Here is a 24,865-nt window from a genome sequence, read left to right as displayed (position 1 = left end):
GATTAGTTTAACAATTTATGAAATTTATTACCGCAGCATTATTATTCGCAACGACTTTAGTAAGTACTTCAGCATTTAGTCAGCAGGCTTCCCCAAGTTCCGATATTATTGTATCTACTCAAAAAAATGGTACCATTAAGGGCCTTGTAATGGAACAGGAATCAGGGACTCCGATTGCCAGTGCCTCCGTTCAGATTTATCAGGATATATTGGACACTGCCACCCACAGGGTACGGCAGTTGTTGGTCGGTTCCATGATCTCCAAAAACGACGGTACATTTCAGTTGGGTAACCTCCCTACACCATCCAAGTTGAAAATACTGGTTGCCGTGGTGGGACATGAAACCTTTCAGAAAGTATTCAGTTTATCTGATGATGGCAATATCCAGGATCTGGGAACGATTAAAATGGTCACTTCTACCTCCAAATTGAAAGATGTTACCGTTAATGCTACTTCTGATCAGTTTTTTAAAATGGGTGTAGATAGAAAGATCTTCAGTGTGGCCCAAAGTCTGGTTAGTACCGGACAGACTGCAGAGGAAGTGATGGCGCAGATTCCGTCAGTAGATGTGGATCTGGATGGTAATGTAACCTTAAGAGGTGGATCACCACAATTATTTATCGACGGAAAGCCAACCACCTTGACGCTCGATCAGATTCCTTCAGATATTATTGACAAGGTAGAGTTGATTACCAACCCTTCCGCTAAATTTGATGCCTCCAGTAATGGTGGTAGTATTATTAATATTGTCCTCAAAAAAGATCGCAAAAGTGGCTATCACGGCGGACTGACTGCCGGTGTGGATACGCGCGGTGCTCTGAATTTTGGTGGTGACTTTGCTTTTCGCCAGGGTAAATTCAATTTCTTTGCCAGAGGGATGCACAGGGGTAGAAACTCTGAAACAGACAACTCCACGCGTCGTAATTTTTTCAACAATGATACCTCAATTGTTCAAACAGGGGTATCCCATAGTACCGGCTCCTTCAGCTTCTATAATGCCGGTGTGGACTATTTGCTTGATACGCGCAATACCATTACCCTGGAAGGCCGTTATGTAAAAGGAACTTTTGATCAGGATCAACCGCAATATGTGGACTCATTGGTTGCAGGGCAAGATCCTTATTCCTATAGCCGCCTGGCAACCAATTCAGGTTTTCATTTTAAAGACCTTAATGGAGAGTTGTCCTATAAACACCTGTTTAACGAAGATGGGGATCATAACCTGACCTTTGACGCTCGTTACAGCAATTCTGACAATGGGAATAATTCTAATCTGAATACCGGTATTTATAATGATCCCGAGTTTACAGATCCCCGTATCCCCAATATATTAAGAACAACTTTTGGAGATGGCAAGCGCAAACGCTATACCGTTCAGGCAGATTATGTTAACCCGATTACCGAGAATAGCAAAATTGAGGCAGGTCTGCGTTTTGACAGCCAGAACAGCAATAACTCCAACTATCAATACGAAGACTCCACTGGTACCGCTACTGGACTGGATGGCATGAAACTCAATACCCGTGTTTCCAGCTTGTATTCCTATGATGAGAAGACTTATGCAGCCTATGGTATCTGGTCCTCAAAACTGTCCGAGAAGTTTACCTATCAGTTAGGTCTTCGGGCAGAACGCTATGAATATAACGGAAAGAACTACACCATTGATGGCAACAATTATACACCGTTTTCGGTGAGCTATCCATTAAACCTGTTCCCTAGCGCCTTTTTAACCTACACCGTTAATGACAAGCAGGATCTGCAGGCCAGTTATTCCCGTAAAACCAATCGCCCTAATTTCTGGCAATTGATTCCGGTTTATGATTACTCTGATCCATATAATATCCGGGTCGGTAACTCCAACCTTAAACCAGAGTTCACCAATTTGTTTGAATTGAACTATAATATACGTTATGGCGCAAACAATAATTTTCTGGTCAGCGGTTATATGCGCCAGACCATGGATATGATTACGCGTTATCAATATATTGATTCCAAAGTAGATCCGTCTAATGACTCTACCATAGTAAACAGTTACATCAATGCCAATACCAGTTATACTTATGGATTGGAACTGACCGATAAAATGACGCTGGCTAAAATCTGGGATCTGACCGGAAACGTCAATATCTTTAATTCTATCATTAATACAAAAGATATAGATGGATCCAATATCCGCAATCAGCAGTGGAGTTGGTTTGCAAAACTAAATAACACCTTTAAGCTGCCGGCAGGATTTTCCTTCCAGCTTTCAGGAGACTATCATGCTAAAACAGTATTACCCAATGGTAGCAGCAATCGTCATGGATGGGGCGGCAGTAACCTGGGAACAGCTCAGGGCTATATATCTCCCTACTACCGGATAGATGCGGCTGTTAAAAAGGACTGGAAATGGGGTGAGGGTAATTCTTTATCCCTGACGGCTTCCATCGGTGATATATTTGGCACCAATAAACATGATTCTTATTCCAGAACAGCCATTACAGAGGAATATTCCAGCAGGTTCCGTACCCCAAGGATTGTTCGCTTTACCCTAAGCTGGCGCTTTGGTCAAATCGATAAATCCCTGTTTAAGCGTAAGGCACAACCAGGTCAGGGCGGCGATAATGGCGGTGATATGGGTGGCCAGGGTGGCGACATGGGTCAAGGTGGCATGTAAGCCACAGGACAGTCCAGACACTCTATGCAGCAATATAAAACGAAGTGCAGTAACAATTGTCCAGAAAAGCAGCACAACATAGCTACCTACATACTGTATTCAATAAACTGTACTATTAAATAGTACATATATTAACCAGTACAATAATTAATATATAAAGGGTCTGACAAAGTAACATTAGTGGTTGCATTGTCAGACCCTTTGTCTTTATTGATATTATATTGTAATAGTATATAATATTTTATAAGTGCTACAATTAGCCTTAAGTATTGATAATCATCATTTTCATAGGATTTGCCAAAGCTTGCACCTAAATTCAATGACCACTCGTATATTTGCGCCATGTTTTCAAAATACACCTTAGCCCGTAAGTACCTGCAATACAGGAAAAATGCCTTAAATGGTAAGGGGCATGGTATCCATTCCCCCTTTGTTTATAGTTTTGTCCGGGAAGTGCTAAGGGATAAAAGAACTTATCCCTGTTATCAGCCACTGGCTGCCTTAAGAAGGATCCTGGCTACCGACGAAAGATCCATTGATGTACAGGATTTTGGGGCAGGATCGAGGGTAATTCCCAGCAATACACGGCGCATAGGGGATATTGCAAAATCTTCCCTGAAACCCAAAAAATACAGCCGCCTTTTATTTAGGATGGTGCAACAAATGCAACCTGCTACCATATTGGAGTTAGGGACCTGTTTTGGGGTGACAACGGCCTATCTGGCTAGCGGGCACAAGAATGCGACCGTATATACGATGGAAGGCGCACCCGCAATTGCAGAGGTGGCCAGGCATAATTTCAGTGAACTCGGGTTGCATAATATTAAACTTATCGAGGGCAATTTTGATATGAAACTGCCTGAATTGACCAAAAAGCTGGGACTACAAGGGGTGCCGCTGGATTTTGTCTTTATTGATGGCAACCACAGAAAGGAACCCACGCTTAGATATTTCCAGGAGTTATTACCTTTATTACAGGAAGATTCCGTCATTATATTTGATGATATTCACTGGAGTAGTGAAATGGAGGAGGCCTGGGCGGCTATTAAAGCGTCAGCAGCAGTTACCCTGACCATCGATCTTTTTTTTATTGGTATTGTTTTTTTTAGAAAAGAAAATAAAGTAAAACAGGATTTTACGATCCAATTTTAGGTTCTAAAAGAGATAGATTACCTAATAAAAATAAAGAGAACCCACTTTGGGCAAATTCAAAGTATAGACCATTTTAGAAGTAGTAAATTATTCATGAAAGTATATCCGGAAAATGCATTTATTCAGTTGGAATTTGATAAGGTAAAGACCTTACTAGACCAGCATTGTTCCACCAGCTTTGCCAAGCACCGTGTGGGACGACTGCGCCTGCATACCAAACTGGAGCATTTATTAATGGAATTGCGCCAGGCTTATGAGTACAAATTAATTATTGAACAGGCACTGTATTTTCCCAGCGAGCATGCAGGTGATCTGAGTAAAGAAATAAAATTATTGAGTATTACCGGTAGCATGTTGACTGGTGAACAGTGGCTGGATATCCGCAAATTACTCACGGTAACTGAAAATATTTTTCGTTGGTTTAATAATGAAAGGAGGCTTGCCTTTCCCAATATGGCGCTTGTGATCAAAGACGCCTATTATGAAAAATTGATCGCCCAGATGATCGATGAGGTGCTCGATGAAAACGGTCAGGTGAAAGACAGCGCATCTCAGGACCTTGCCAGAATCCGTCAAAGTTTATACAGAAAACGTCAGGAACTCAGACGCACTTTTGAGAAAGTCGTTGCCAAACTCAGCAAAGCCGGTTATACGGCAGATATCAGCGAAAGCTTTAGCAATGGCCGCAGGGTTATTGCCATTCTTTCTGAGTACAAAAGGCAGATCAAAGGTGTATTCCATGGAGAAAGCGATAGTCGTAGAACCACTTTTATGGAACCTGAGGAGACGACAGAGCTCAATAACCAGGTTTATGAACTGGAAAACGATGAGCTTAAGGAGGTTCAAAAAATACTACGTGCCCTAACGTCTTCTTTATCGGTATATGCGCCGCTGCTGGAATCATATTACAGAATTATCGGTCTTTTTGATTTTATCAGGGCAAAAGCCATGTTGGCCATCGATATGCAGGCCAGCCTGCCAGTCGTGATTGATAAAACACAAATGCGCCTCATTGACGCCTATCATCCGCTGCTCTTGCTGTATAATAAAAAAAGCCAGAAAAGGACGATACCAGTTAACCTAAGCTTTGATGATAAAAACAGGATTCTGATCATCAGTGGCCCCAATGCGGGAGGTAAAACCGTTACTATGAAAACCGTCGGGCTCTTGCAGATCATGTTACAAAGTGGTCTTTTGGTGCCAGTGCATCCGGATTCTCAGATGGGGATTTTCAAGCAGTTATTTATCCATATGGGAGATACCCAATCCATTGAATTTGAGTTGAGTACTTATTCATCTCATCTGTTGCATATGAAGCATTTTATAGAAAATGCCAATGGACGAACCTTATTTTTTATCGATGAACTAGGGGGCGGTTCCGATCCGAACCTTGGAGGCGCTTTTGCAGAGGTGATTTTAGAACAACTGGCAAAAATACATGCAATCGGTATTGTCACCACACACTATCTGAACCTAAAAATTATGGCGGGCAAAACGGTAGGGATATTTAACGGTGCGATGGCCTTTGATGAACGTAGATTACAGCCGCTTTATCAGCTGCTGGTTGGAAAACCTGGCAGTTCCTATACTTTTTCTATTGCCGAGCGCATTGGCCTGCCGCCGGCCTTAATTGAACGGGCCCGTAGTCTGGTAGATGAAAACCAGTTCAAGCTGGATCAACTTTTAAACTCTACGGAACAGGGATTACAGGAACTGGAAAAAGAAAAACGCCAGCTCCATAAACTAATGCGGGAAAATGACAAGCTGAAGGCGGATATGCAGCGGGTGCTTAATAAAGAAACGCACAAACAGCAAGTAGAACTGCTAAAACATCAAAATCAGATTTCTGAGGAAAAGGTCAAATACTTAAAAGATACGGAGCGTAAACTTAGACAACTGATGATTAGCTGGCGCAAGGCGGAACAAAAGGATGCTGTTATCAAAGAGTTTGCTGCCATTTTGTTTCCTAAAAATGAAAAAGTAGTTACCGGGAAAATGGCCAGAAAGATCAAGTCTAATTTTGATGAGCTGGATACGCCTATTGAAGTAGGGATGCAGGTTAAAAGTAAAAAGAATCATCAGGTAGGGGAAGTGATAGAAATCCGAGGAAAAAGAGCCGTTGTAAAAATAGGTGTCTTGCCGATGCAGGTAGATTTATCAGATCTGGTGGCGGTAAAGGCCAAGCCGAAGGAAGATGAAAATAAAAAAGAAAAAGAAAGATAAGCTAATTTGGATTGTTTTGCCAGTCCCCTTAGACCAAGGTCAGTCCAATAGGTGATTGATTTCCTGAACCCATAGGTGATTGACTTGCATTTATCTAAAATGAAAATTCCTCACTGGAATTTTCATCGGTGCGTCAATCTCTTGCTTTTCTGTGCACTTGGTCAGTCTCTAATTTATGCTGTCAATATAATAGAAGCAGCTTCGTTTATAGATTTTCTATCCATTATTTGGAACGCTCTTCTCGCTGATTCAAGTCGTTTATTCATCGCTATAATAGCTGCAATATGTTGCTTGCTATTAAGGGACGTAACTTTACCTTCACTTTTCAATTTAGCTTTAATCGCTTCCGTCCTGCTTACTTTAGTTATCATGATTAGAAATGGTTTAGGCAATGGTCAAATTTACGAAATTCTAACGTACATGGTAGAGCCATTCCATTTTTACACTACCCATTTATCCAAAGCGGTAATTTTGCCTATAATTTTAAAAGGTATTGAACCTACGCACTAATAAGTTCGGCAAGTATTATCTGAATATCCAAGTTGTTGTTTTTATTTATGTTTTTTATTGTATGCTTTTGCAAGTAAATAATGAATAAAGAAAAAGGGCCGCCTTCCGGACAGCCCCTTTAATATTATCAAAGTGGATTAACCGTCTATTTTTCCTTTTTCTGGCCAACTTTACTGGATTTGGGCTTACTTGTGGCCTTTTTCTTTTTAACAGTGGAGGCTCCTTCAATAGACACTGGTAATTCTTCGCTGTTTTTTGCCCGCTTTTGGACAACCTTGACTACCTTTTTGTCTTTCGTTTCTGATTGAGCTGCTTCAGCCTTCCTGCCTCTTTTATTTGTTTTTTGGTGCTGACTGGTGGTGTCTTTAGTATTGCTGTTTGCGCTGTCTGCAGCCTGGGTATTTGCTGACTCCTTTTGTCTTTTGCCTTCTTTTGTTGACTTCCTGGAAGATTTACCTCCTTGTGATTTACCACCTTTGCTCTTTGAAGCGCCTTTTGTTTGGGTATTAGCCTGGAAACTTGGATCGATCAGGTGGTAATCCATTTGGCGTTTGTCTAGATTAGCAGATACGACCTGTATGGTTACCGGATCGCCCATCTGAATTTTCCGCTTAGAAAATTCAGCCTGTAACATATATTCTGAAGGAATATAGTCATAAGGCTCCATTAAGGTATGGACGCTGACAAGACCTTCGCATTTTTCATGGACAGTCTCTACCCAGAAGCCAAATTCAGCTACTCCAGAAACAACACCCGGGAAAGTCTCCCCTACAAACTGTTGCATATATTCAACCTGTTTGTATTTGTTGCCGGCTCTTTCACATTCCATCGCCGCACGCTCCCTTTCACTGCAATGTTTACATTTTTCTTCCAGTTGTTTGTCTATGATAGGATGCCCAGCCAGGCAGCTTTCAATGATGCGATGTACAAGTACATCCGGATAACGTCTGATGGGAGAGGTAAAATGACAATAGTCTTCAAACCCAAGCCCATAGTGTCCAATATTTTCGGTTGTATAAACCGCTTTGGCCATCGTTCTGACGCCTAGTTGCTCCAACAAATGTTGTTCAGGTTTCCCCTTTGCTTGCGCCAGCATTTCATTAAAGCTTTTGGCTATTTTTTCGGGCGTACTGGTGTCAAAGGTGTATCCGTATTTACGGGCAAAGGGGACAAAACTGGCAAATTTTTCTTCATCCGGTTGGTCATGCACCCGGTAAGGGAAAGGAAGCGGCTTATCGCCAATTTTTATGGAGGAGGCATATGTAGCTACCGCCTTATTTGCCAAAAGCATCATTTCTTCTACCAACTGATGGGCGGGTTTGCTTTCTTTAATCTCAATGCCAATAGGCTTGCCGTTTTCGTCCAGTTTAAATTTTACTTCCTGGGACGAAAAGTTAATGGCTCCTTTATTAAACCGCTGTTCTCTGAGTGTTTGAGTCATGTCCTTCATCCATAGAATCTCCTTTTGATAAGGACCTTTGGCGCCTTCAATAATCTCCTGAACGTCTTCATAGGTATAGCGATGATCGGAATGTATGACTGTCTTGCCGATCCAGGTATCTTTAACCTGACCCTTCTTATTTATAATAAACACAGCAGAAAAGCTCAGTTTTTCCTCTCCCGGTCTGAGGGAACAAAGCACATTGGATATTTGCTCAGGCAGCATCGGATTTACACGGTCTGGAAGATACACAGAGGTAGCCCTGAGTGCTGCTTCCTTATCCAGTTCGCTGCCCGGTCTTACGTAATGACTTACATCGGCTATATGTACACCCACTTCATACCAAGTGCGATCTATTTTTTTGAAGGAAATGGCATCATCAAAATCCTTGGCATCTGCCGGATCAATGGTGAAAGTCAGGGTTTCTCTAAAATCCTTCCTTTTACTGATCTCTTCTTCAGAAATCACTGTAGGGAGCGCCGCCGTTTCCTGCTGTACCTGCTCAGAAAAGCCAATAGTAAACCCATTATTGGTGAGTAAGGTTTTCATGGCGAAGTCATTTTCCTTTTCCGGGCTGACACTAGATACCACGACGCCTTCTGGCTTTCTGCTACGTTTATCCCAGTTGGTTAATCGGACAATGACTTTGGTGCCGCTGGGGAGATTCTGGTATTTGCCTCTGGGGATATAAAAATCCGGCATAGGGGCGACAGAATTAGCTATAAAAAAAGCATAGTTTTCAGAAACGCTTAAGGTGCCGATAAATTCTGTCTGATGCCTTTTGATTAATTTGGTAATCTTGCCTTCCCGACGGCCGGTGGTAGCGCTTACCTTTGTAATTTTAACCTCCACGGTATCTCCGTGCAGGGCGGTTGCCTGATCCGGATACCGAACCATGATGTCTTTCAGGTCTGGGTCTTTCAAAATTACATAGCCCATACCGCTACGGGTAATATCCAGTGTACCAACCAAGGTGCCGGCCGCCTTGCTGGCCTGTGGACTCCTGGTCTTTTGTTTATTTTTAATTTTCGTATTTCTTTTGTCTTTTGACATAATTAATGCTTGTAGTTATGAGTGAATGCAAGGATCTGTTCGTTAAAGATCCCTTCCCCCTGGAATAAAAAATCCAGTTTTATGGGTAGTATATAAATCGGCAATGCTGCCGTTAAATGATCAAACTGTCTGAGTTTGACACTGTCTTTCTCGGTCGTCAATACCATCCGCCTACCTTCAGGAAGCTGCCGGAAGGCATTTTTGATGTTTTGAATATCTGCGGTAGTATAGTCATGATGATCTTCATAGGCCATTTCTTTAAAATCAGGATCCAGCTGGCGGACATATTCTCTAAGGGATTTTGGTCTTGCAATTCCATGCAGGAGCAAAATATGCACGGGTCCACTTAAATCTGCTACCGAACCGGATGTTAAAGAAAGCGGTTTTTGATAATGAATATAACTGAAAAGTACAATTTTTGGCCCGTACTTACACAGTTCGTTGGTTAATTTTTCTTTATCTGCCGTAGCTAAGTCGGTCGGACATTTGGTCACAACGATCATTTGGGCCCTTTTAGCTGCTTTACGGATGTCCCTTAACTGCCCGGTGGGCAGTAGATAATCCCTGGAAAACAGCCGACTATAATCGGTCAGGATAATCGAAAACCCAGGGCGAAGCCTGCGGTGCTGAAAGCCATCGTCAAGTATGATCACCTCTGGCGGGTCGGGTAAATGCATAAGTTGATCCACAGCGGCACACCGGTCTTCTCCGACACTTACAATGGCCTCTGGGAACTGCTGATGGAATAAATGAGGCTCATCACCTAGATCAGCTGGCCCCGTATCATTGTTAGCGATCAAAAATCCCTTTGTTTTGCGTTTATACCCCCTGCTTAAGGTCGCCACTTTTTGATCCCCTAACAAATCCAATAGATAGAGAACCGTTGGGGTTTTTCCGGTGCCGCCTGTAGAGAGATTCCCGACACAGATAATGGGGAGGTCAAAATTACGGGTAGGCAATATCCCTTTATTATACAGCAGGTGCCGCAGACGGATCACCCCACCATAGATCAGGGCTAGGGGCCAGGAAAGGGAAGTAGTATATACCCCCAAAAATTTAAACGGCCTTTAGGTAAAGTCATATAACCTTTCTGGAGTTGCACAATAGTCTAAAGGTATATCAAAGGGATCAACATCCTCGATTCTGTTGATGGCTGGCAGGTAGCTCAGCCCGATTTTTAAGATATCCTGGCGGCATTTAGACAGATACCGATCATAAAACCCTTTTCCGTATCCCACCCGGTTGCCTTTTACATCAAATATTAAAAGTGGCATCAAAACCAGGTCAATTTGCCGGGGATCCAGTATCAATCCTTTATCTGGTTCCATGAGTTTTAGCCATTTTTGGGTTAACCTGGCCTCCTGGTCAGGTAACACCGCCTCCATTTTCAGGGTCCTGAAATTTGTCCTGGGAAAGGCCACCTGAATGGACGGCTCAACATAATGGAGCAGATAATGATTAAAAGGCGCCGTGTCAACCTCATTGGTCATGGTAATCGGCAAATAGCTTAACGCATATTTATAGTCCTTGTCTCTGATAGGTAGTTTCAGAAACTGGGTCATTATCTGTTGGTTCATCTTTATCAAATTCTCCCTGTCCAGGCTGGCCCGAAGGTGCTTATAGTAGGGGCGGAGTGCCTTTTTTTTAAAACTGCGAAGAATTTCCATGATAAATTTGTTTGCAGGATAAATCGGAATAATAGATTTAATTTTTGCCTAAGCCAGGCGCTACTGTTCAGTAGGCTCGCTTTTTGGGTTTGTTGCCCTAAAAAAGGAGAATACTGTAGTGCCGTAATTGCGCTGCATCTCAAAACCGGCAAACCCCTCATAATTATTACGTGGCGTATGCTCCAATACAAAATATCCATCCGGTGCTATTAAGCCGCCCATAACGATTTGCCGGGGGAGTTCGTCAATAGTTCCCAGTGCATATGGTGGACCTGCAAAGATAAAATCGTATTGATCTGTACAGCTTTCAATAAACTGAAAAACATCCAGACGCAGAACCCTTGCCCCTTCCACCTGTAACATTTCCATATTTTTCTGGATAAACTGGCTCATAATGGCATCCTTTTCTATAATAGTTAAATCTGTTGCCCCTCTGGAGGCCAGTTCATAACTAATGCAGCCAGTGCCACCAAAAAGATCGAGCGTTTTGATATCCTCAAAAGCCATACGGTTATTGAGGATGTTAAATAGCCCTTCCTTGGCAATATCCGTTGTAGGTCTTGTATGGGGCATTTTAGCAGGGGGCTTAATTCTTCTGCCACCGTATATGCCGGATATAATTCTCATATTATTTATCCAAATTGCTTAAATCCAGACTTTACTGGACATATTTATAAAAAGGTACAAAGAAATGCGAAGGATAATCCGGGTGGTCTGTTAAATACGCCATATTATCCATTCTGTCCACATCAATGACCGGGACAAATTTATAGATTTCCTTAAAAAGTTGAGAGTCGCCATCAATCAGCCCTGATAAATAGACACAACACTGATCTGGACTTACCCCAGCTTCCTTGATAGCACTTAGCAGATGATAGACAATATCTGCTCCATGATTGAAAGGCCGGGAAATTATTAATTGCAAGCGCTCCTGGGCAAAGGTAGTTAAAATAAAATGATCCTGGTAAAATACCAGTAAAGCTTTTAAAGGATAATGATCTGTAAAACTGCTTAATTTACGGGTAATGGCGGCTTGTTTGTGCTGATGCGTAGCACCTGGATAGTCCTCATTAAGGCAGTCAAAGGCGCTTAAAGGTACACTATATACAAATTGATATTCGGCTGTTGGATCTATTAGGTGTTTATAATCAGTGGGTTCGGCCGTGATGCTTTCTTTGTAGTATTGAAAATAGCCCTCTTTGGTCTCCGGTTTGAATAATGCAGTAGGGACAGGTTGTACCAGATCATTTTCCCAGGTGATCAGTACTTTTTCAGAAGGACTATCTGCAGATAAAATGGCAGACTGACTTTTGAGGTCCTTCAAAAGACTTTGCCAGTCCAGCCCATCTTTGCCACCCTGGGGCTTAAAATTAAAGTGCTCCAGCTGAAAGACAGGATTAAAATCCTTATTAAATGTATTTATGGTTACATGCTGATGGCCTAATTCAATTTGTAGAATACGGCTTTTTGGGGCTGCTGCTTGTAATTCAAAGGTTTTCTGTAGCATATAATTTACTGAAAAAATAGGTTTGTTTGCAATAATACGAAAGGTGGCTCTAAATTTTTGATTAATTTTAATGTAACTTTGAGTAGAGCCTGCTCTAAATCACCCAAATTGCATCCTAATTACAATGGAGGGGATTCACTCAGAGTCTGCTCTATCATCCATTCAAAATCATTGTCAGAAGTAAAATCAATATAAGTATGACCAAACTTAGTGTAAATATAAATAAAATTGCCGTTTTGCGTAATAGTCGTGGCGGGGACAACCCAGATGTGCTGGCAGCCGCTATTGACGCTCAACGTTTTGGTGCACAGGGCATTACCGTTCATCCGCGCCCGGATGAAAGGCATATACGTTACAGTGATGTTAGGGCCATCAGAAAAAATATTCAGGTTGAATTCAATGTTGAAGGGAATTGCCAGGAGCAGAAATTTATAGATCTGGTCCTGGAAGTGCAGCCCCATCAAGTCACCCTGGTTCCGGACAGTGCCGGTCAGATTACCAGCAATCACGGTTGGGACACAATTAAACATCAGGACTACCTTAAAGAGATGGTGGCCATATTTAAAAAAGTAGGCATCCGGGTCAGCCTTTTTGTGGATCCTGTGGAGGAAATGGTGGCCGCAGCCGCCACTACAGGCGCAGACCGTGTGGAGTTATATACAGAAAGCTATGCACGGGAATTTATGAAAAACCGGGCAAAGGCAGTTGCTCCTTATATTATTGCAGCTGAGAAAGCAAAATCGCTAAACCTGGGTTTAAATGCCGGTCATGATCTGGATCTAAGTAATTTGAAATTCTTTAAAGACAATATACCTTTTCTGGATGAAGTTTCCATTGGACATGCTTTGATCTGTGACGCACTTTATCTGGGGCTGGAAAATACCATTCAGATGTATAGAAGAAGACTGGCTACTACCACTGCGGCTGCAGTGGTTAGCCCATCCTAAACTTTTCACCTATAAAAACATTCCTATGTATACCGTTTATGGCATTAAAAACTGCAATACCGTTAAAAAAGCGCTGGATTATCTAAATGGCCATCAGGTGCCTTATATTTTCCATGATTATAAGAAAGCGGGTGTGACTAAAAAAATATTGTCTAATTGGGCCAGCCAGATTGGATGGGAACCTTTAATCAATAAAAAAGGAACGACCTGGCGTGCGTTGGATGACCAGACCAAAGAAAGTATCACCAATAAATCGGCAGCTTTTGATCTGGCCATTGCCAAGACCAGCGTGATCAAAAGGCCGCTAATTGAATTAGATGGCAAAGTAATTGCAATCGGTTTTGATGAGGCTACCTATGATGCTGTTGACTGGCAACATTAGCAGGCAAATTGTGAAGTACTTTAAGGTAACCAGGTACTGCGGGTTTTAAATTACCTGATCCTTGATGTACTTTGCAAAACAGTTCTTAGAGCGGCTCAATTAGCATCAACCCGATAACACTGGAAAATAACATGGAAACAGCAACCAAATCTCCACGCAAATTCCCGCCTAAATCCCCAAGGTGGGCAAGAATTGCTGCAATTTCTGTCGGTGGCCTGATATTGCTACTCATCATTGTTTGGCTGCTGGCGGGTTGGTATATCAATAACCATAAACAACAATTGCTGGAGCGATTAACGAGTTCTGTCAGTGAACATATTGATGGGAAATTTACAATCCGGGATATGGATCCGGCATTTTTCAAAGGTTTCCCGGATGTTGCTTTAGAATTACAGGATGTGGCGCTAAGTGATAGCACGGACAAGGGTAACCACAGGCCACTCATGCAATTTAAATCGGTTTATGTAAAGTTTAATCTGTTTTCACTCATTGGGGGCAATCCACAGGTAAGTAAAATAACCTTAAGGGATGGACAAATTAATCTGTTTACAGATTCTACAGGCTTTACCAATGGGTATTTGTTAAAGAAAAAGCCCGGTTCCAAACCTAAAAAAAATAAAAAGGAAGTCCATATTGCCAGTTTTAGCCTGGATAATATACTATTTACATTTGACCATAAAATCAAGAACAAAAAAATACAAGTGCTGATTAAAGAATTTGACGGGGCCAGCACTGAAAGAAACAATGTGATGCATATAGTGGCCAAGACCTGGATGCATATTGGTCAGCTTGGGTTTAACCTGGCAAAGGGTGGTTATCTGACGGATAAGGATTTTAAAGGAAAGATGCGGCTGGTTTTTGACAGAGAAAAAGGACAGTTACAGTTGCCTTTCCAGCAACTGTTAATCGGAGGCACCCCCATGAAATTATCCGCCACCTTCGATTTTAAAAGTCAGAAGCCTGGGTTTAAAATAGAGGTGGATGCAGCAAAGATCAGCTATAAGGAAAGCCTGTCCATTCTAAGTAAAAGTATTGCTGATAAATTAAAACGATTTAATTTATCCAAGGACATTGCGCTGCAGGTTTCCTTAAATGGTAAATTTACTTCTCCTGATACGCCACTGGTACATGCCCGTTGGCAGACCACAAGCAATGATTTTCAGACTAATTTTGGTGTACTTAAAAATGCCAGTTTCGCCGGCTCTTTTAATAATGAAGTGGTGCCAGGTCGTGGCAGAGGGGATGATAATTCAGCTGTTACGGTCAATCACTTGACAGCCAATTATTTAGATATTCCAATTATTGCCGATAGTATTCAGCTTTTGAATTTAAAACATCCTTTGCTTGATTTTCAGCTAAGAAGCGGTTTTCCTGTGGCCAGACTCAACACCGCCCTGAATCAAACCTTTAATTTCACCAAAGGCTCGGCGGATCTAAAGATACATTATCACGGCGGGGTAGCGACCCATGATACCCTTGGGCATCAAATTATAGGGGGACTTAAAATAAAAAATGCAGCGTTTACTTATGTGCCGCATCAGATTCACTTTACGGAAGGCAATATAGATCTGGATTTTAATGGATCGGATCTGGTGATCAATAATAGTACACTTTCAACAGGCAATAGTGACATAGAACTTCATGGGATTGCCCGCCAGTTTTTAAATGTTTATTTTGATGATCCTCAAAAAGCCTCCTTTGAGTGGTATTTACACAGTGATACCCTGAATCTGGCTGAATTTAAGGGATTAACACAGGTAAAAGGCAATAAATCGGCTGCCCAGCAGCGAAGACAATATCATAAGGTCAACGAAAGGTTGGCCTTGCTCATGGAAACCAGTGCTATGAAAATTAACGCTTCTGTCAACCGTTTATATTATAGTTCTTTTACGGCAAAAAATGTGAAGGGTGTCCTGGAGTTGGATCAAAATAAAATAAAACTGGCGCCACTCACCATGCAATTTGCGGACGGGTCATTAGATGCAGCTGTTTCTATGGAACCAGATCTGACGGAAGTGCCCTTTAAACTGATGGCGAATTTAAATGGGATCAACACCTCTAAATTATTTTATGGTCTGGATAATCTGGGGCAGAAAACACTGACCTCAAAAAATATTGCGGGTGATTTTTCAGGAAAAATTAATATTGCGGGCAAATTAAATAATCAATCCGCCATCGTTAAAAAGAGTTTATCGGGAAAGGTCTCTTTTAAACTTAAAACGGTGAACTTATTAATTTTGCGCCTTTTGAAACCATTCAGAAATTTGTGTTTAGAAAACGCAACCTGGATCATATTTATTTTGAACCAGTGAGCAATGTGCTGACCATTAAAAATGGTAAAGTATCTATCCCGGAAATGAATATCGAGTCCAGTGCAATTAATCTAAGCCTGAACGGAACCTATGCATTTGGACCGGGAACGGATATTGGTATTGTTGTACCTCTTAGAAACCCACAAAAAGTGGCAGAGCGAAAAGCGAAGGGACTTAAACCCAAAAAAAATAAAGGCATTGTGCTTTATCTCAGAGCCAGAGATGATAAAAACGGAGATGTGAAAATTGTTTGGGATCCGCTACATAAGGGACCGGATGGAGATAAAGAGGATAAGTAGGCAAACTTCTATCTTAAATTTAACCCTTATTTTATTTTACTTTTTTGTGCCATCTATTAGACCTTTATTCCAGAAAGTAGCAGTTTAAATATTTTATTAATTAACCGGACAGATTTCTCAGATGGGCATATCTACGCAAAAAATACCCGGACTAATGCCCAGGTATTTTTTACTGGATAAGATTATTTTTTTACCAAAAGGATATCCTAGTGGATTAAAAAGAAAAATCTAATTTTCGCTTTACATGTCTTTTTTCTTTTTCAATTAACTCAGTATTGTGCAACAGTAAAGCTTCCCTGTCTTTTTCCAATATCCGAAACCACATCACAGCCGGAAAATTCCTGTTTGAATGTATGTCCAATCTGTAAATAATTTTATCCGTGGGGTTTCTATGCTTGTTAATTATCTGACTTAATTCTGTAGGGTCAATATCTATAGCAGCTGCGAAATCCTTATTTTTTATTCCTAGACTATTGATATACGCCTTCAGAAAAAATCCGAAGAAGTGATCCTTCATAAAATTTGGTGAATTGATGTAGTCTTCAATTGAGTATTTTAATTGAAGCAGACGCGAAATTCTTTTATTCTTTTCCGTCTGATTTTCTGATAAGGTTTTTCTAAAAGTCCGAAATTCGGACATAAAAGCCTCTTTTTCACTTATACTATCCGTGTTTGGAAAAACAAGCGCTTCCGCAATTTCTTCAGGACTATGTTTTTTTTCAATTTCTTTATACGATTTCATAATACGCCTTTTTTGTCTGGTTCTTAACACAAATACGATGCGTGCATACATGCCTCCTTGGCTGTTATAAGTATTTCCTTATTAAATTTCTTGACAGTTCATCATAAACGAATACTCCGAAATCTGTTTTAATCAAAGTTGAAAAGAATATGCTTTTACCCGCTCCGTTAGGACCCGCAACAACATATAGATTAGGTCGCATTGTGGAGTTTAAAGTTGTTCTAGAACGACTTCTTTGGATGTATCTAGGTCTTGTTGAATCAAATGCACCTTTCCATCTGGATATCGGTGAATAAACTGATTTTTCCTTTTGCATCGGCTATCATTAATAATGAAGGGTACATTATGACTCGCCTGCACTTTAAGATTTTACATCATGAAGTGTCCTTTCGAGGCGAGCATTTAAGTCTCGCATTGAAGTACTCATTTTGTCAATATTTTGTCTTATTAATGTCATAGCATCTTGTAATGAAGATACTGAAAAGATACGTTATTAATTGGGAAAATAGATATGCTATGACATATTCTTTTTCTTAAAATATATTAATTGTTACTTATTGTCAATAAGTAACAATTAATGACAGGATATCGGATATCGTGGATTACTCCAAGGGGATTGGGCTCCTCCAAAACTACTTCTAATTCCATTTCAAGGATAAATTGTGGAAACTTATTACTATTCAGATGGGAAGCTATCCTATTTGAAATTGTAAGATCATACTTTATCGTTATGAATTCAGTAAAAAGGAATTAGAAGAAAATTCATTGATTTTTGGAACAGTGGCTTGGTGTTTTTTGAGGTTAAAAAAAAGTGGATAACTATGGAATTTATTGAGATTGCCTATTTTTACCCATATTGATTATATTCAGAAAATCGTAGAAAAAGTAATTACCTTTGGAGGTAATATAGAAAGGACAGGATTTATGAAAGGCTGGATTGCACTACTGGCTGAAAAAATCGAAATTAGAATAGAATTTTCTTTAGCATTCAGTCAGAGGCGATTAATGAAGATTACTGGCCTTGCAGACATTGCATGAAGGCTGCCTATCTTATCTATATAACAAAGTGATAACAATGCAATTAGGCGTAATAATAATGCAGTTAGGATGCTAGAATAGCGCTCTATAGGTTTAGAAGCGAACTAGCAAAAATTAAAGTAAACATGGATTTATTTGATCAAATAGAAACAGTAGACCCCACGAAAAACTGGTTGCCCTATGATGGAACGGTGCATTATTATGGGAAACTTTTAGGGCGGCAAAAAGCGGACATTTTTCTAAAAGAACTACTAGCGCATATTGAATGGCGTAGTGATGAGGCGGTTATTTATGGCAAGAAAATTACCACCAAAAGAAAAGTTGCCTGGTATGGTGATAAGGCTTTTAGTTATACGTATTCCAATACAACTAAATATGCACTCCCCTGGACGGAAGCGCTCATCACCTTAAAGCAACTAATTGAAGAAAATACAGGCCATTCCTTTAATTCCTGTCTTTTAAATCTTTATCATAGCGGTGAGGAAGGTATGGCCTGGCACAGCGACGCAGAAAAGGATCTGAAAAAGAATGGGGCAATTGCCTCTCTTAGCCTGGGGGCAGAAAGGAAATTTGCTTTTAAACACAAAAAGACCGGGGAAAAGGTGGCTTTATTATTAGAACACGGAAGTTTGCTTATGATGGCAGGAACGACGCAGACCCATTGGTTGCATCGGTTGCCCCCTACCAAAAAGGTGCGCTTGCCGAGGGTTAATTTAACTTTCAGAACGATTGTGGAAGGGCAGGTTTAGGGCATTCTTTGGATATTATGAAGGCAGTGCCGGTACTTTTTTTTAATAGGCAGCAAGATGCCTGGTACACAGTTAAAGAAAGGTGACTTTATTCAGTTTTTAGGCTTTCAACGGGATTTACTTTGGCGGCTTTAATGGCCTGCCAGCTGACCGTCAGCAGCGTGACTACTAAGGCAATGATTGCGGGAGCAATTAGAAGCCACCCGGTTATTGGCGTTCTGAAAGTATAGCGTCTGAGCCATAAATGCATCACATACCAACCTACTGGAATCGCAATAATGCTTGAGACCAATACCAAATAGAGGAAACTTTTGGATAGCATAATCCAAAGTTGGGTGACAGAAGCACCCAGGACTTTTCTAATGCCAATTTCTTTGATGCGCTGCTCTGCCATAAAGGAAGCTAATCCAAAAAGACCAATGCTGCAAATAAAGATAGCCATGAAAGAAAATAGCCCGGCTAGTGTCGCCACCCTATTTTCACTGGCAAATTTATCAGCGTACTGCTTGCTGACAAAACTGTAGTCAAAGGGAGCATCTGGGATATATTTTTTGAAGGTGGCCTGGACTTTGGACAGCGCATTGTTAATACCCGCAGCGGCATTTAACCTGATGGTAATCCAATTGGCCTGTTCTGGATCCATAAAATAAATCGTCTGCAGTGACGGGCTATTAGGAGACTGCATGATCATATCCTGAACCACACCTATAACCTCGTAGTTTTTTGCCTCTTTCCCTGCTCCCCACCGGATGCGCTTGTCAATAGGATCTTTTAACCCCATGTATTGTACAGCAGCTTCATTTAAGATAATGCTCGTGCTATCAGCTATCCTGTTTTTAGAAAAATCCCTGCCATTTTTAATATGCCATCCAATGGTATTGCCATAATCAGCAGTTACCCAAATAGTGCCATAGCTCTGCTTTAAAGCAGGATCTTTTCCTTCCCAGAAAAATGCATCGTTGTAGGTCCAGATCTGTGTCATTGGGCTGGAAGACTCTGCCATATCCTTAATGCTTTGATTGCTGATCAATTCATTTCTGATCAAGTCATACTTGCCATAAAAATCCTTGGATTTCATGCGGATATCTATTAATTGATCCTTATCATACCCCAGATTTCTGTTTTCTGCGAATTTGATTTGTTGATAGACAACAGCTGTGGCAATAATTAAAACCAGAGAAAGGGTAAATTGCCCCACAATCAAAACCTTCCTGGAGGTAACTGCATTTGTACCCGCTTTAAATTTTCCTTTTAGGGCTTTTATCGCACCTACGGAGGAAAGATAAAGGGCCGGGTAGCTTCCGGCAATTAAATTTGTTATCAAAATAAATACCACAAGTACGGCCCAAAATAATGGACTACTCCAGGGTATGGTAACATTTGTTTGGTATAGATTATTGAACCAAGGGAGTCCAAGCCAAACAGTGATCATCGCTATTACAAATGCGATCAGACTAACCAGCAGCGATTCAAAATAAAATTGACGCATGAGTTGGCCTCTAAGAGACCCTATTGCCTTTCTGATACCCACTTCTTTGGCTCTTTTTTCACTTCTGGCCGTAGATAGGTTCATAAAGTTGATGCATGCAATGAGCAGCACCATAATACCGATAACACCAAATAAACGTACCTGGGATATTAAGCCGCCTGTCTGTTTACCGTTTTTAAACTGATTGCGTAGGTGCCAATCGCGCATAGGCAGTAGCCGGAACGTGCTTTGATCCTCCTTTAAATTTTGAATATCTTCCCTTTTTAGTCCATTTTGGATGATCTGGTTGACATGATCTACTGTTTGGTTGGGCGCTAACTGAGCAAAAAACTGAAAGGAGTTATTGCCCCACTGATCGTAATCTTTTTTTACCCAAGGATTGGAAGCGACATAAAGACGCCAAGGTGCAATAAAATCCTGCCCGCTAAAACTACTATTACGGTTAAAATCCTTATAGACACCCACCACCTTAACCGGGAATTCGTTATCAATGGTCAGGTTTTGCCCAATGGGGTTATTGTTACCAAAAAAAGCCTTTGAAACTGAATTAGAAATAAGGATGGAATTTGGGTCAGAAAACGCTTGGTAATTACCATAAACCATATGTAGGGAGAGCATATCCCCTGCGCCCTTATCCATATATATACCGTTAAAAGCTAATGGCTTATGATGATTGCTTAAAATGTGGTCTTCAAACCAGGAGGCGATGACAATGTGTTGAAAATATTGGTTGTATTTATTTTTAAAAAAAGAACTGATCGGGATAGGAATGGCGGATTCAACTTCAATTTGCCCCTCGATGGTGTCCTGGCGCATTACCTGCACGATCTTATCATAATTTTTAAAGCTCTTGTCAAATTGAAATTCACTATGCATCCAAAGCCCAATCACAAGCGCCACCGTCATACCAATGGCCAGACCACCGATATTAATCAGGGAAAAACTTTTATTTCGATGAAGATTACGCCAGGCGATTCGAATATAGTGGTAAAACATATGCTTCCAGGAGTTTAAGATTGAATTACGACAGAAATAAAATCTCGGATTTTATTCTAACTGACTAACAATCAAGCTTACGATAAAAGTGCCATAATTGTAATATTTTGTAAATCAATATATTACAAGATGAATGTTATACATAAAACTGTCCGCTTTTGGCACAGTGTACCCAAAGCGGACAGTCATATTAAAATCTATGATAATTAAAATCCAAGGGCAGCTAGCGCTTTGCTTACCGCACTTACAGGAAGCCCTACTACATTGTAATAATCGCCGTGTATCTCATCAATACCAACCATGCCGATCCACTCCTGGATGCCATAGGCTCCAGCTTTGTCCAGGGGGTTATACTGCGCGACATAAAAGTTGATCTGCTCCGCTGTAAGCTTCGTAAAATGCACATCTGTTTTAATGGCAAAACCGTGCGGCGCCCCGTCATAATAAAGACAAACGCCGGTAAAGACCTGATGGGTCTTGCCTGAGAGTAAATTTAAAAAGGATTTTGCCTCATCTGCATCCTTTGGCTTTCCTAGTACACGACCTTCCAGAACCACAATCGTATCGGCAGCAAGGACAATGTTTTGCGCGTTGTCTAATGCTGCAACTGCCTTTGCCTTACTGGTCGCTATATGCACCGGTATGTCCATTACAGCTAAATCCAAGGGATAATCCTCCGGCGTGTTGGCGGTCTGTACAGAAAATTCAATGCCGAGCGCCTCTAGTAGCTCTTTTCTTCTGGGTGAGCCTGAAGCCAGTATTAATTTTTTTTGTGCCATAATGAAGAACTGACGGGCGGAATATTCATCAGTAAAATACAGGGTGTTATTGGGTAACCTTATAAATGGCTTAAATATGCAGCACCAAAAATAGCATGGTTAAAATCCCAGCCAGCATAATCCATTTAACCAGGCTGCTCATTGCATGAAAGTCCTTTCCGTCCCTTGATTTAAATAAATTTTTAAATAGTTTAATAGCAGGCAGAATTAATAGCAGGATGCAATACAGCGCACTCAACCACCAGCCAAATTGTAAAATATAAATGGTCATAATGGCCAGTAGGGCCAGCAGTACTACCAGCCAGACGGCTACAAAGATTCTGGCTGCATTCAGGCCGAATAGGATGGGGAAGGTGCGGCAGCCGTAGCGGCTGTCCCCATTAACATCCTCCATATCTTTAATGACTTCTCTGACCAGTGCCAGGATAAAAGCAAAGCCTGCATAAAGAAAGGTAAGCCGGGTGATTTTAGAAAGAGGCAGAGCCGACCCTTCGGCAAATAGTACATTGCTTTCCGAGAAAGTGACTACAAGTACCGTCCAGGCGGTAAGCAGGGCAATGACAATATTGCCGGAGAGCGGCTTTCGTTTAAGTACGATAGAGTAAATAAATAGCAAAACAACACATGCCAGATTGGTTAGGCCCAATAAATAGGCATGTGTCCTAAATTCAATGAATAGCCCCAGTAAGACGCCCGCAAGACTCAGCAGAATATGCCATAAAATGGCCCAGTGTCGATGAATATATTTACTTATAATGACCTTACCGGGCTTATTGACCAGATCTATATTGATATCAAAATAATCATTGATAATATTGCCGCCTGCGGCAATCAACACAGAGGATAATGCCAGTAGATAGATATAGCCACCCGACAGGTTGGGCATTTTACCTGCTTCATGAAAAGCCGGCACAATGACGGTGAACTCAAAAAGCACCTGTGTTAGAAAGATAAAGACCAGGTTAGGCCAGCGTATCAGTCTGATAAAAGCATTTATCCCTTTTAACATGCCAATTTAGGTTTTCTACTTCGCTTGGATATCGGTGGTTAATGGCCAATTGTTTTGCAGTTTCAGGGTTTTTTCGATTACATCCCTGACACATCCATGGCCTCCTTTAATGGGAGACAGATATGCGGCGAGGGCTTTGATTTCATTACAGGCATCCGCCGGACAGGTTTTGATTCCTGCCACCAGCATTAACTGATAATCCGGAATATCATCTCCCATAAACAGAACACTTGCAGGATCCAGATTATAATCCTTGATAAAGGCTTCAAAACAAGCCACTTTATCTTTAACGTCCATAAAAACATGCTTTACGCCCAGACCATGAAGTCGTTTGCCGGCACCGGTATCTTTACCTCCGGAAATGACAGCCACAGGATAGCCCAGTTTTACAGCCAGCTGGATCGCATAGCCATCCCTTACGCTCATGGTCCTGGCCATTACAATTTTGCCGTCAATATTGAAATCGGGCAGTAATACAACAGAATTATCTGTCATAACGCCATCAATATCAAATACAAATGCCTTTACCTGCTTAAAAAGTTCGAGTGAATTCATCTTCTGGGATTTTTCGTGGTCTGACAAGACAAATGTAAAATTAAAAAGGCAAAAGGGATGTTATGTTTCAATAAATTCTTATTTTTGTACTCAGTCAGCCAGCTGATTTACAATTGATTTCCCAATTTTGTATAGAAATAGCAACGTTTTTAGGACTTTTCCTTAAAAAAGCTGATATTGCAGGGCGTATAAAGACGTCCAAAATCGTTCAGACCAACAGAAGAAAATCAATTATTGGCAAACGCAAAATTGCATAATGGTTATCGCAAAGGCAGTAATCCGTAGCAGCTAAAAACTGAAAAAAGGCCGTTATAAAATGTTACTTGATTAATACTTGATTAAATTGAGCGGCAAGGAAAATAATTTGGCGCAATTTTGGAATATAAATAGCATACTATTGTTTGTTGCAAATAAGCCATTACACATGGAGGTTCGCAAATGATAAATCAGTATGTTGTAATATTGAAAGTTGCCTCCCTTTTATAGGGTATTAAATATAGGAGATTTAACATTCAATGAATTCGCAGTTAGGACAGAAGACTGCATAAAGGAGGGCAGCGCCTAACGGGGATTTGTCAGCATTGTAAAGGATGCACGAAAATGGATAGATGTCAAAGGATGAATGTCAAAGGATGAACATTTAAAAATGTAATAAATTAGAAAATAAATTTAGGTAGCAGGACCAGTCAGATTCTGTGCACAGCGCAGCCAGATTATAAGCTATCCTAATATAACGAAATTCACTTGTTAAATATAGATTAGAATTATGCCTTCATTTGATATTGCCTGCAAGGTCGATTTGCAGACCCTGGATAATGCAGTAAATACCGTTAAAAAGGAAATCATCAATCGTTTTGACTTCAGAGGTTCACCTGTAGAGGTGACTTTAGACAAAAAAGCATTTGTCGTTCACCTGGAAGTTGAATCAGAAATGAAAATGAAACAGTTGATTGATGTGTTGATCAGTCGCTCTATGAAACAGGGCATCGATCCATCTGCCTTTAATTTCGATAAAGATGCTTATCCCAGCGGCAAGGTGATCAAAAAAGAAGTCCCCGTACAAAACGGATTGGAGCAGGCAGATGCTAAGAAAATTGTAAAATTTATCAAAGATGCCGGGCTTAAAGTCCAGGCCCAGATTATGGATGATGTGGTTAGAGTAACAGGAAAGAAAATCGATGACCTACAATCCGTGATCCAGGCACTTAAAACCTCCGATATAAAATTGCCCCTTACATTTATAAATATGAAGTAGCGCCTTCAATCACGAATGGACCATAGACAATACTTAGAATCCAACAGAAATTGAGCGTTTAGCATGTAGCGGCTTTATTTTCTGGTGCTGGTGAAAGCCCGCA

At 40.9% G+C, this 24,865-nt stretch carries 20 protein-coding genes; 10 read left to right on the top strand and 10 right to left on the bottom strand.

Annotated elements, in window-relative coordinates; translation table 11 throughout:
* Nucleotides 1-17 precede the first annotated feature (17 nt).
* The 3 genes from FSB73_RS03825 (at nt 18) to FSB73_RS03810 (ending at nt 6,032) form a co-directional block, all read left to right on the top strand.
* A complete protein-coding gene (locus FSB73_RS03825; protein WP_146780196.1) occupies nt 18-2,657 on the top strand; it encodes a TonB-dependent receptor domain-containing protein in 2,640 nt (879 codons plus the stop codon).
* A 342-nt stretch (nt 2,658-2,999) separates the two neighbouring features.
* Nucleotides 3,000-3,809: an O-methyltransferase gene (locus FSB73_RS03815; RefSeq protein ID WP_146780194.1), complete on the top strand. Its 810-nt coding sequence runs from the start codon at nt 3,000-3,002 to the stop codon at nt 3,807-3,809.
* Nucleotides 3,810-3,902: 93 nt separating this feature from the next.
* Nucleotides 3,903-6,032: an endonuclease MutS2 gene (locus FSB73_RS03810; protein WP_146780193.1), complete on the top strand. Its 2,130-nt coding sequence runs from the start codon at nt 3,903-3,905 to the stop codon at nt 6,030-6,032.
* Nucleotides 6,033-6,687: 655 nt separating this feature from the next.
* Here the strand turns inward: FSB73_RS03810 and rnr are convergent.
* Genes rnr through FSB73_RS03780 form a run of 5 tightly spaced genes read right to left on the bottom strand, consistent with a single transcriptional unit; the run spans nt 6,688 to nt 12,210 of the window.
* Nucleotides 6,688-9,036: a ribonuclease R gene (rnr, locus tag FSB73_RS03800; protein ID WP_146780191.1), complete on the bottom strand. Its 2,349-nt coding sequence runs from the start codon at nt 9,034-9,036 to the stop codon at nt 6,688-6,690.
* 2 nt (nt 9,037-9,038) lie between these two features.
* Nucleotides 9,039-10,088 (bottom strand): tetraacyldisaccharide 4'-kinase, encoded by a 1,050-nt coding sequence (gene lpxK, locus FSB73_RS03795; RefSeq protein ID WP_146780190.1) that lies wholly within the window; start codon nt 10,086-10,088, stop codon nt 9,039-9,041.
* A 15-nt stretch (nt 10,089-10,103) separates the two neighbouring features.
* The gene (locus FSB73_RS03790; protein ID WP_146780189.1) at nt 10,104-10,703 is read right to left on the bottom strand and encodes a 5-formyltetrahydrofolate cyclo-ligase; all 600 of its coding nucleotides are present in this window, start codon (nt 10,701-10,703) and stop codon (nt 10,104-10,106) included.
* A gap of 60 nt (nt 10,704-10,763) precedes the next feature.
* A complete protein-coding gene (locus FSB73_RS03785; protein WP_146780188.1) occupies nt 10,764-11,330 on the bottom strand; it encodes an RsmD family RNA methyltransferase in 567 nt (188 codons plus the stop codon).
* Between the two features lie 31 nt (nt 11,331-11,361).
* The gene (locus FSB73_RS03780) at nt 11,362-12,210 is read right to left on the bottom strand and encodes a DUF3822 family protein (RefSeq protein ID WP_146780187.1); all 849 of its coding nucleotides are present in this window, start codon (nt 12,208-12,210) and stop codon (nt 11,362-11,364) included.
* A 197-nt stretch (nt 12,211-12,407) separates the two neighbouring features.
* Here FSB73_RS03780 and FSB73_RS03775 point away from each other — a divergent pair, with 197 nt between their 5' ends.
* From FSB73_RS03775 to FSB73_RS26240, 4 genes are all read left to right on the top strand, one after another.
* Nucleotides 12,408-13,157: a pyridoxine 5'-phosphate synthase gene (locus tag FSB73_RS03775; RefSeq protein WP_146780186.1), complete on the top strand. Its 750-nt coding sequence runs from the start codon at nt 12,408-12,410 to the stop codon at nt 13,155-13,157.
* 25 nt (nt 13,158-13,182) lie between these two features.
* Nucleotides 13,183-13,539 carry an ArsC family reductase gene (locus FSB73_RS03770; RefSeq protein ID WP_146780185.1) on the top strand — a complete coding sequence of 119 codons (357 nt, stop codon included), beginning with the start codon at nt 13,183-13,185 and terminating at the stop codon, nt 13,537-13,539.
* Nucleotides 13,540-13,670: 131 nt separating this feature from the next.
* Nucleotides 13,671-15,851, top strand: coding sequence for an AsmA family protein (locus FSB73_RS26245; protein WP_146780184.1), 2,181 nt, complete (start codon nt 13,671-13,673; stop codon nt 15,849-15,851).
* The gene (locus tag FSB73_RS26240) at nt 15,806-16,150 is read left to right on the top strand and encodes a hypothetical protein (RefSeq protein WP_158639399.1); all 345 of its coding nucleotides are present in this window, start codon (nt 15,806-15,808) and stop codon (nt 16,148-16,150) included. Before FSB73_RS26245 ends, FSB73_RS26240 begins: the two co-directional genes overlap by 46 nt.
* A 214-nt stretch (nt 16,151-16,364) precedes the next feature.
* On the opposite strand, the gene FSB73_RS03755 is transcribed toward FSB73_RS26240, so the two are convergent.
* Complete coding sequence (locus tag FSB73_RS03755; RefSeq protein WP_158639398.1) at nt 16,365-16,892, bottom strand: helix-turn-helix domain-containing protein; 528 nt, start codon at nt 16,890-16,892, stop codon at nt 16,365-16,367.
* Between the two features lie 837 nt (nt 16,893-17,729).
* Here FSB73_RS03755 and FSB73_RS03750 point away from each other — a divergent pair.
* Together FSB73_RS03750 and FSB73_RS03745 are read left to right on the top strand one after the other, a co-directional pair.
* Complete coding sequence (locus tag FSB73_RS03750) at nt 17,730-17,930, top strand: hypothetical protein (protein WP_225974464.1); 201 nt, start codon at nt 17,730-17,732, stop codon at nt 17,928-17,930.
* Nucleotides 17,931-18,055: 125 nt separating this feature from the next.
* Entirely contained in the window at nt 18,056-18,679 is a 624-nt protein-coding gene (locus tag FSB73_RS03745) for an alpha-ketoglutarate-dependent dioxygenase AlkB family protein (protein ID WP_146780181.1), read from the top strand.
* Nucleotides 18,680-18,767: 88 nt separating this feature from the next.
* On the opposite strand, the gene FSB73_RS03740 is transcribed toward FSB73_RS03745, so the two are convergent.
* The 4 genes from FSB73_RS03740 to FSB73_RS03725 form a co-directional block, all read right to left on the bottom strand.
* Nucleotides 18,768-21,164, bottom strand: coding sequence for an FtsX-like permease family protein (locus FSB73_RS03740; RefSeq protein ID WP_146780180.1), 2,397 nt, complete (start codon nt 21,162-21,164; stop codon nt 18,768-18,770).
* Between the two features lie 206 nt (nt 21,165-21,370).
* A complete protein-coding gene (locus FSB73_RS03735) occupies nt 21,371-21,943 on the bottom strand; it encodes a Maf family protein (protein WP_146780179.1) in 573 nt (190 codons plus the stop codon).
* 70 nt (nt 21,944-22,013) lie between these two features.
* A complete protein-coding gene (locus tag FSB73_RS03730) occupies nt 22,014-22,952 on the bottom strand; it encodes a geranylgeranylglycerol-phosphate geranylgeranyltransferase (protein WP_146780178.1) in 939 nt (312 codons plus the stop codon).
* 15 nt (nt 22,953-22,967) lie between these two features.
* A complete protein-coding gene (locus FSB73_RS03725; protein ID WP_146780177.1) occupies nt 22,968-23,507 on the bottom strand; it encodes a KdsC family phosphatase in 540 nt (179 codons plus the stop codon).
* 766 nt (nt 23,508-24,273) lie between these two features.
* On the opposite strand from FSB73_RS03725, the gene FSB73_RS03720 reads away from it, so the two are divergent.
* Entirely contained in the window at nt 24,274-24,762 is a 489-nt protein-coding gene (locus FSB73_RS03720; RefSeq protein ID WP_146780176.1) for a YajQ family cyclic di-GMP-binding protein, read from the top strand.
* Nucleotides 24,763-24,865: the final 103 nt, after the last annotated feature.

The sequence above is a fragment of the Arachidicoccus ginsenosidivorans genome (assembly GCF_007971385.1).
GTDB lineage: Bacteria > Bacteroidota > Bacteroidia > Chitinophagales > Chitinophagaceae > Arachidicoccus > Arachidicoccus ginsenosidivorans.
Note: the sequence above shows the minus strand (reverse complement) of the source record. Positions and strands in the feature narration are given on the sequence as shown.

Excerpts from the sequence above, each read along its gene's own strand:
- FSB73_RS03730 (WP_146780178.1), bottom strand. The coding sequence starts at position 22,952 with ATGTTAAAAGGGATAAATGCTTTTATCAGACTGATACGCTGGCCTAAC.
- FSB73_RS03770 (WP_146780185.1), top strand. The coding sequence starts at position 13,183 with ATGTATACCGTTTATGGCATTAAAAACTGCAATACCGTTAAAAAAGCG.
- FSB73_RS03815 (WP_146780194.1), top strand. The coding sequence starts at position 3,000 with ATGTTTTCAAAATACACCTTAGCCCGTAAGTACCTGCAATACAGGAAA.
- FSB73_RS03720 (WP_146780176.1), top strand. The coding sequence starts at position 24,274 with ATGCCTTCATTTGATATTGCCTGCAAGGTCGATTTGCAGACCCTGGAT.
- FSB73_RS26245 (WP_146780184.1), top strand. The coding sequence starts at position 13,671 with ATGGAAACAGCAACCAAATCTCCACGCAAATTCCCGCCTAAATCCCCA.
- rnr (WP_146780191.1), bottom strand. The coding sequence starts at position 9,036 with ATGTCAAAAGACAAAAGAAATACGAAAATTAAAAATAAACAAAAGACC.
- FSB73_RS03790 (WP_146780189.1), bottom strand. The coding sequence starts at position 10,703 with ATGGAAATTCTTCGCAGTTTTAAAAAAAAGGCACTCCGCCCCTACTAT.
- FSB73_RS03775 (WP_146780186.1), top strand. The coding sequence starts at position 12,408 with ATGACCAAACTTAGTGTAAATATAAATAAAATTGCCGTTTTGCGTAAT.
- FSB73_RS03745 (WP_146780181.1), top strand. The coding sequence starts at position 18,056 with ATGGATTTATTTGATCAAATAGAAACAGTAGACCCCACGAAAAACTGG.
- FSB73_RS03785 (WP_146780188.1), bottom strand. The coding sequence starts at position 11,330 with ATGAGAATTATATCCGGCATATACGGTGGCAGAAGAATTAAGCCCCCT.
- FSB73_RS03740 (WP_146780180.1), bottom strand. The coding sequence starts at position 21,164 with ATGTTTTACCACTATATTCGAATCGCCTGGCGTAATCTTCATCGAAAT.
- FSB73_RS03755 (WP_158639398.1), bottom strand. The coding sequence starts at position 16,892 with ATGAAATCGTATAAAGAAATTGAAAAAAAACATAGTCCTGAAGAAATT.
- FSB73_RS03780 (WP_146780187.1), bottom strand. The coding sequence starts at position 12,210 with ATGCTACAGAAAACCTTTGAATTACAAGCAGCAGCCCCAAAAAGCCGT.
- FSB73_RS03825 (WP_146780196.1), top strand. The coding sequence starts at position 18 with ATGAAATTTATTACCGCAGCATTATTATTCGCAACGACTTTAGTAAGT.
- FSB73_RS03810 (WP_146780193.1), top strand. The coding sequence starts at position 3,903 with ATGAAAGTATATCCGGAAAATGCATTTATTCAGTTGGAATTTGATAAG.
- FSB73_RS03725 (WP_146780177.1), bottom strand. The coding sequence starts at position 23,507 with ATGAATTCACTCGAACTTTTTAAGCAGGTAAAGGCATTTGTATTTGAT.
- FSB73_RS03735 (WP_146780179.1), bottom strand. The coding sequence starts at position 21,943 with ATGGCACAAAAAAAATTAATACTGGCTTCAGGCTCACCCAGAAGAAAA.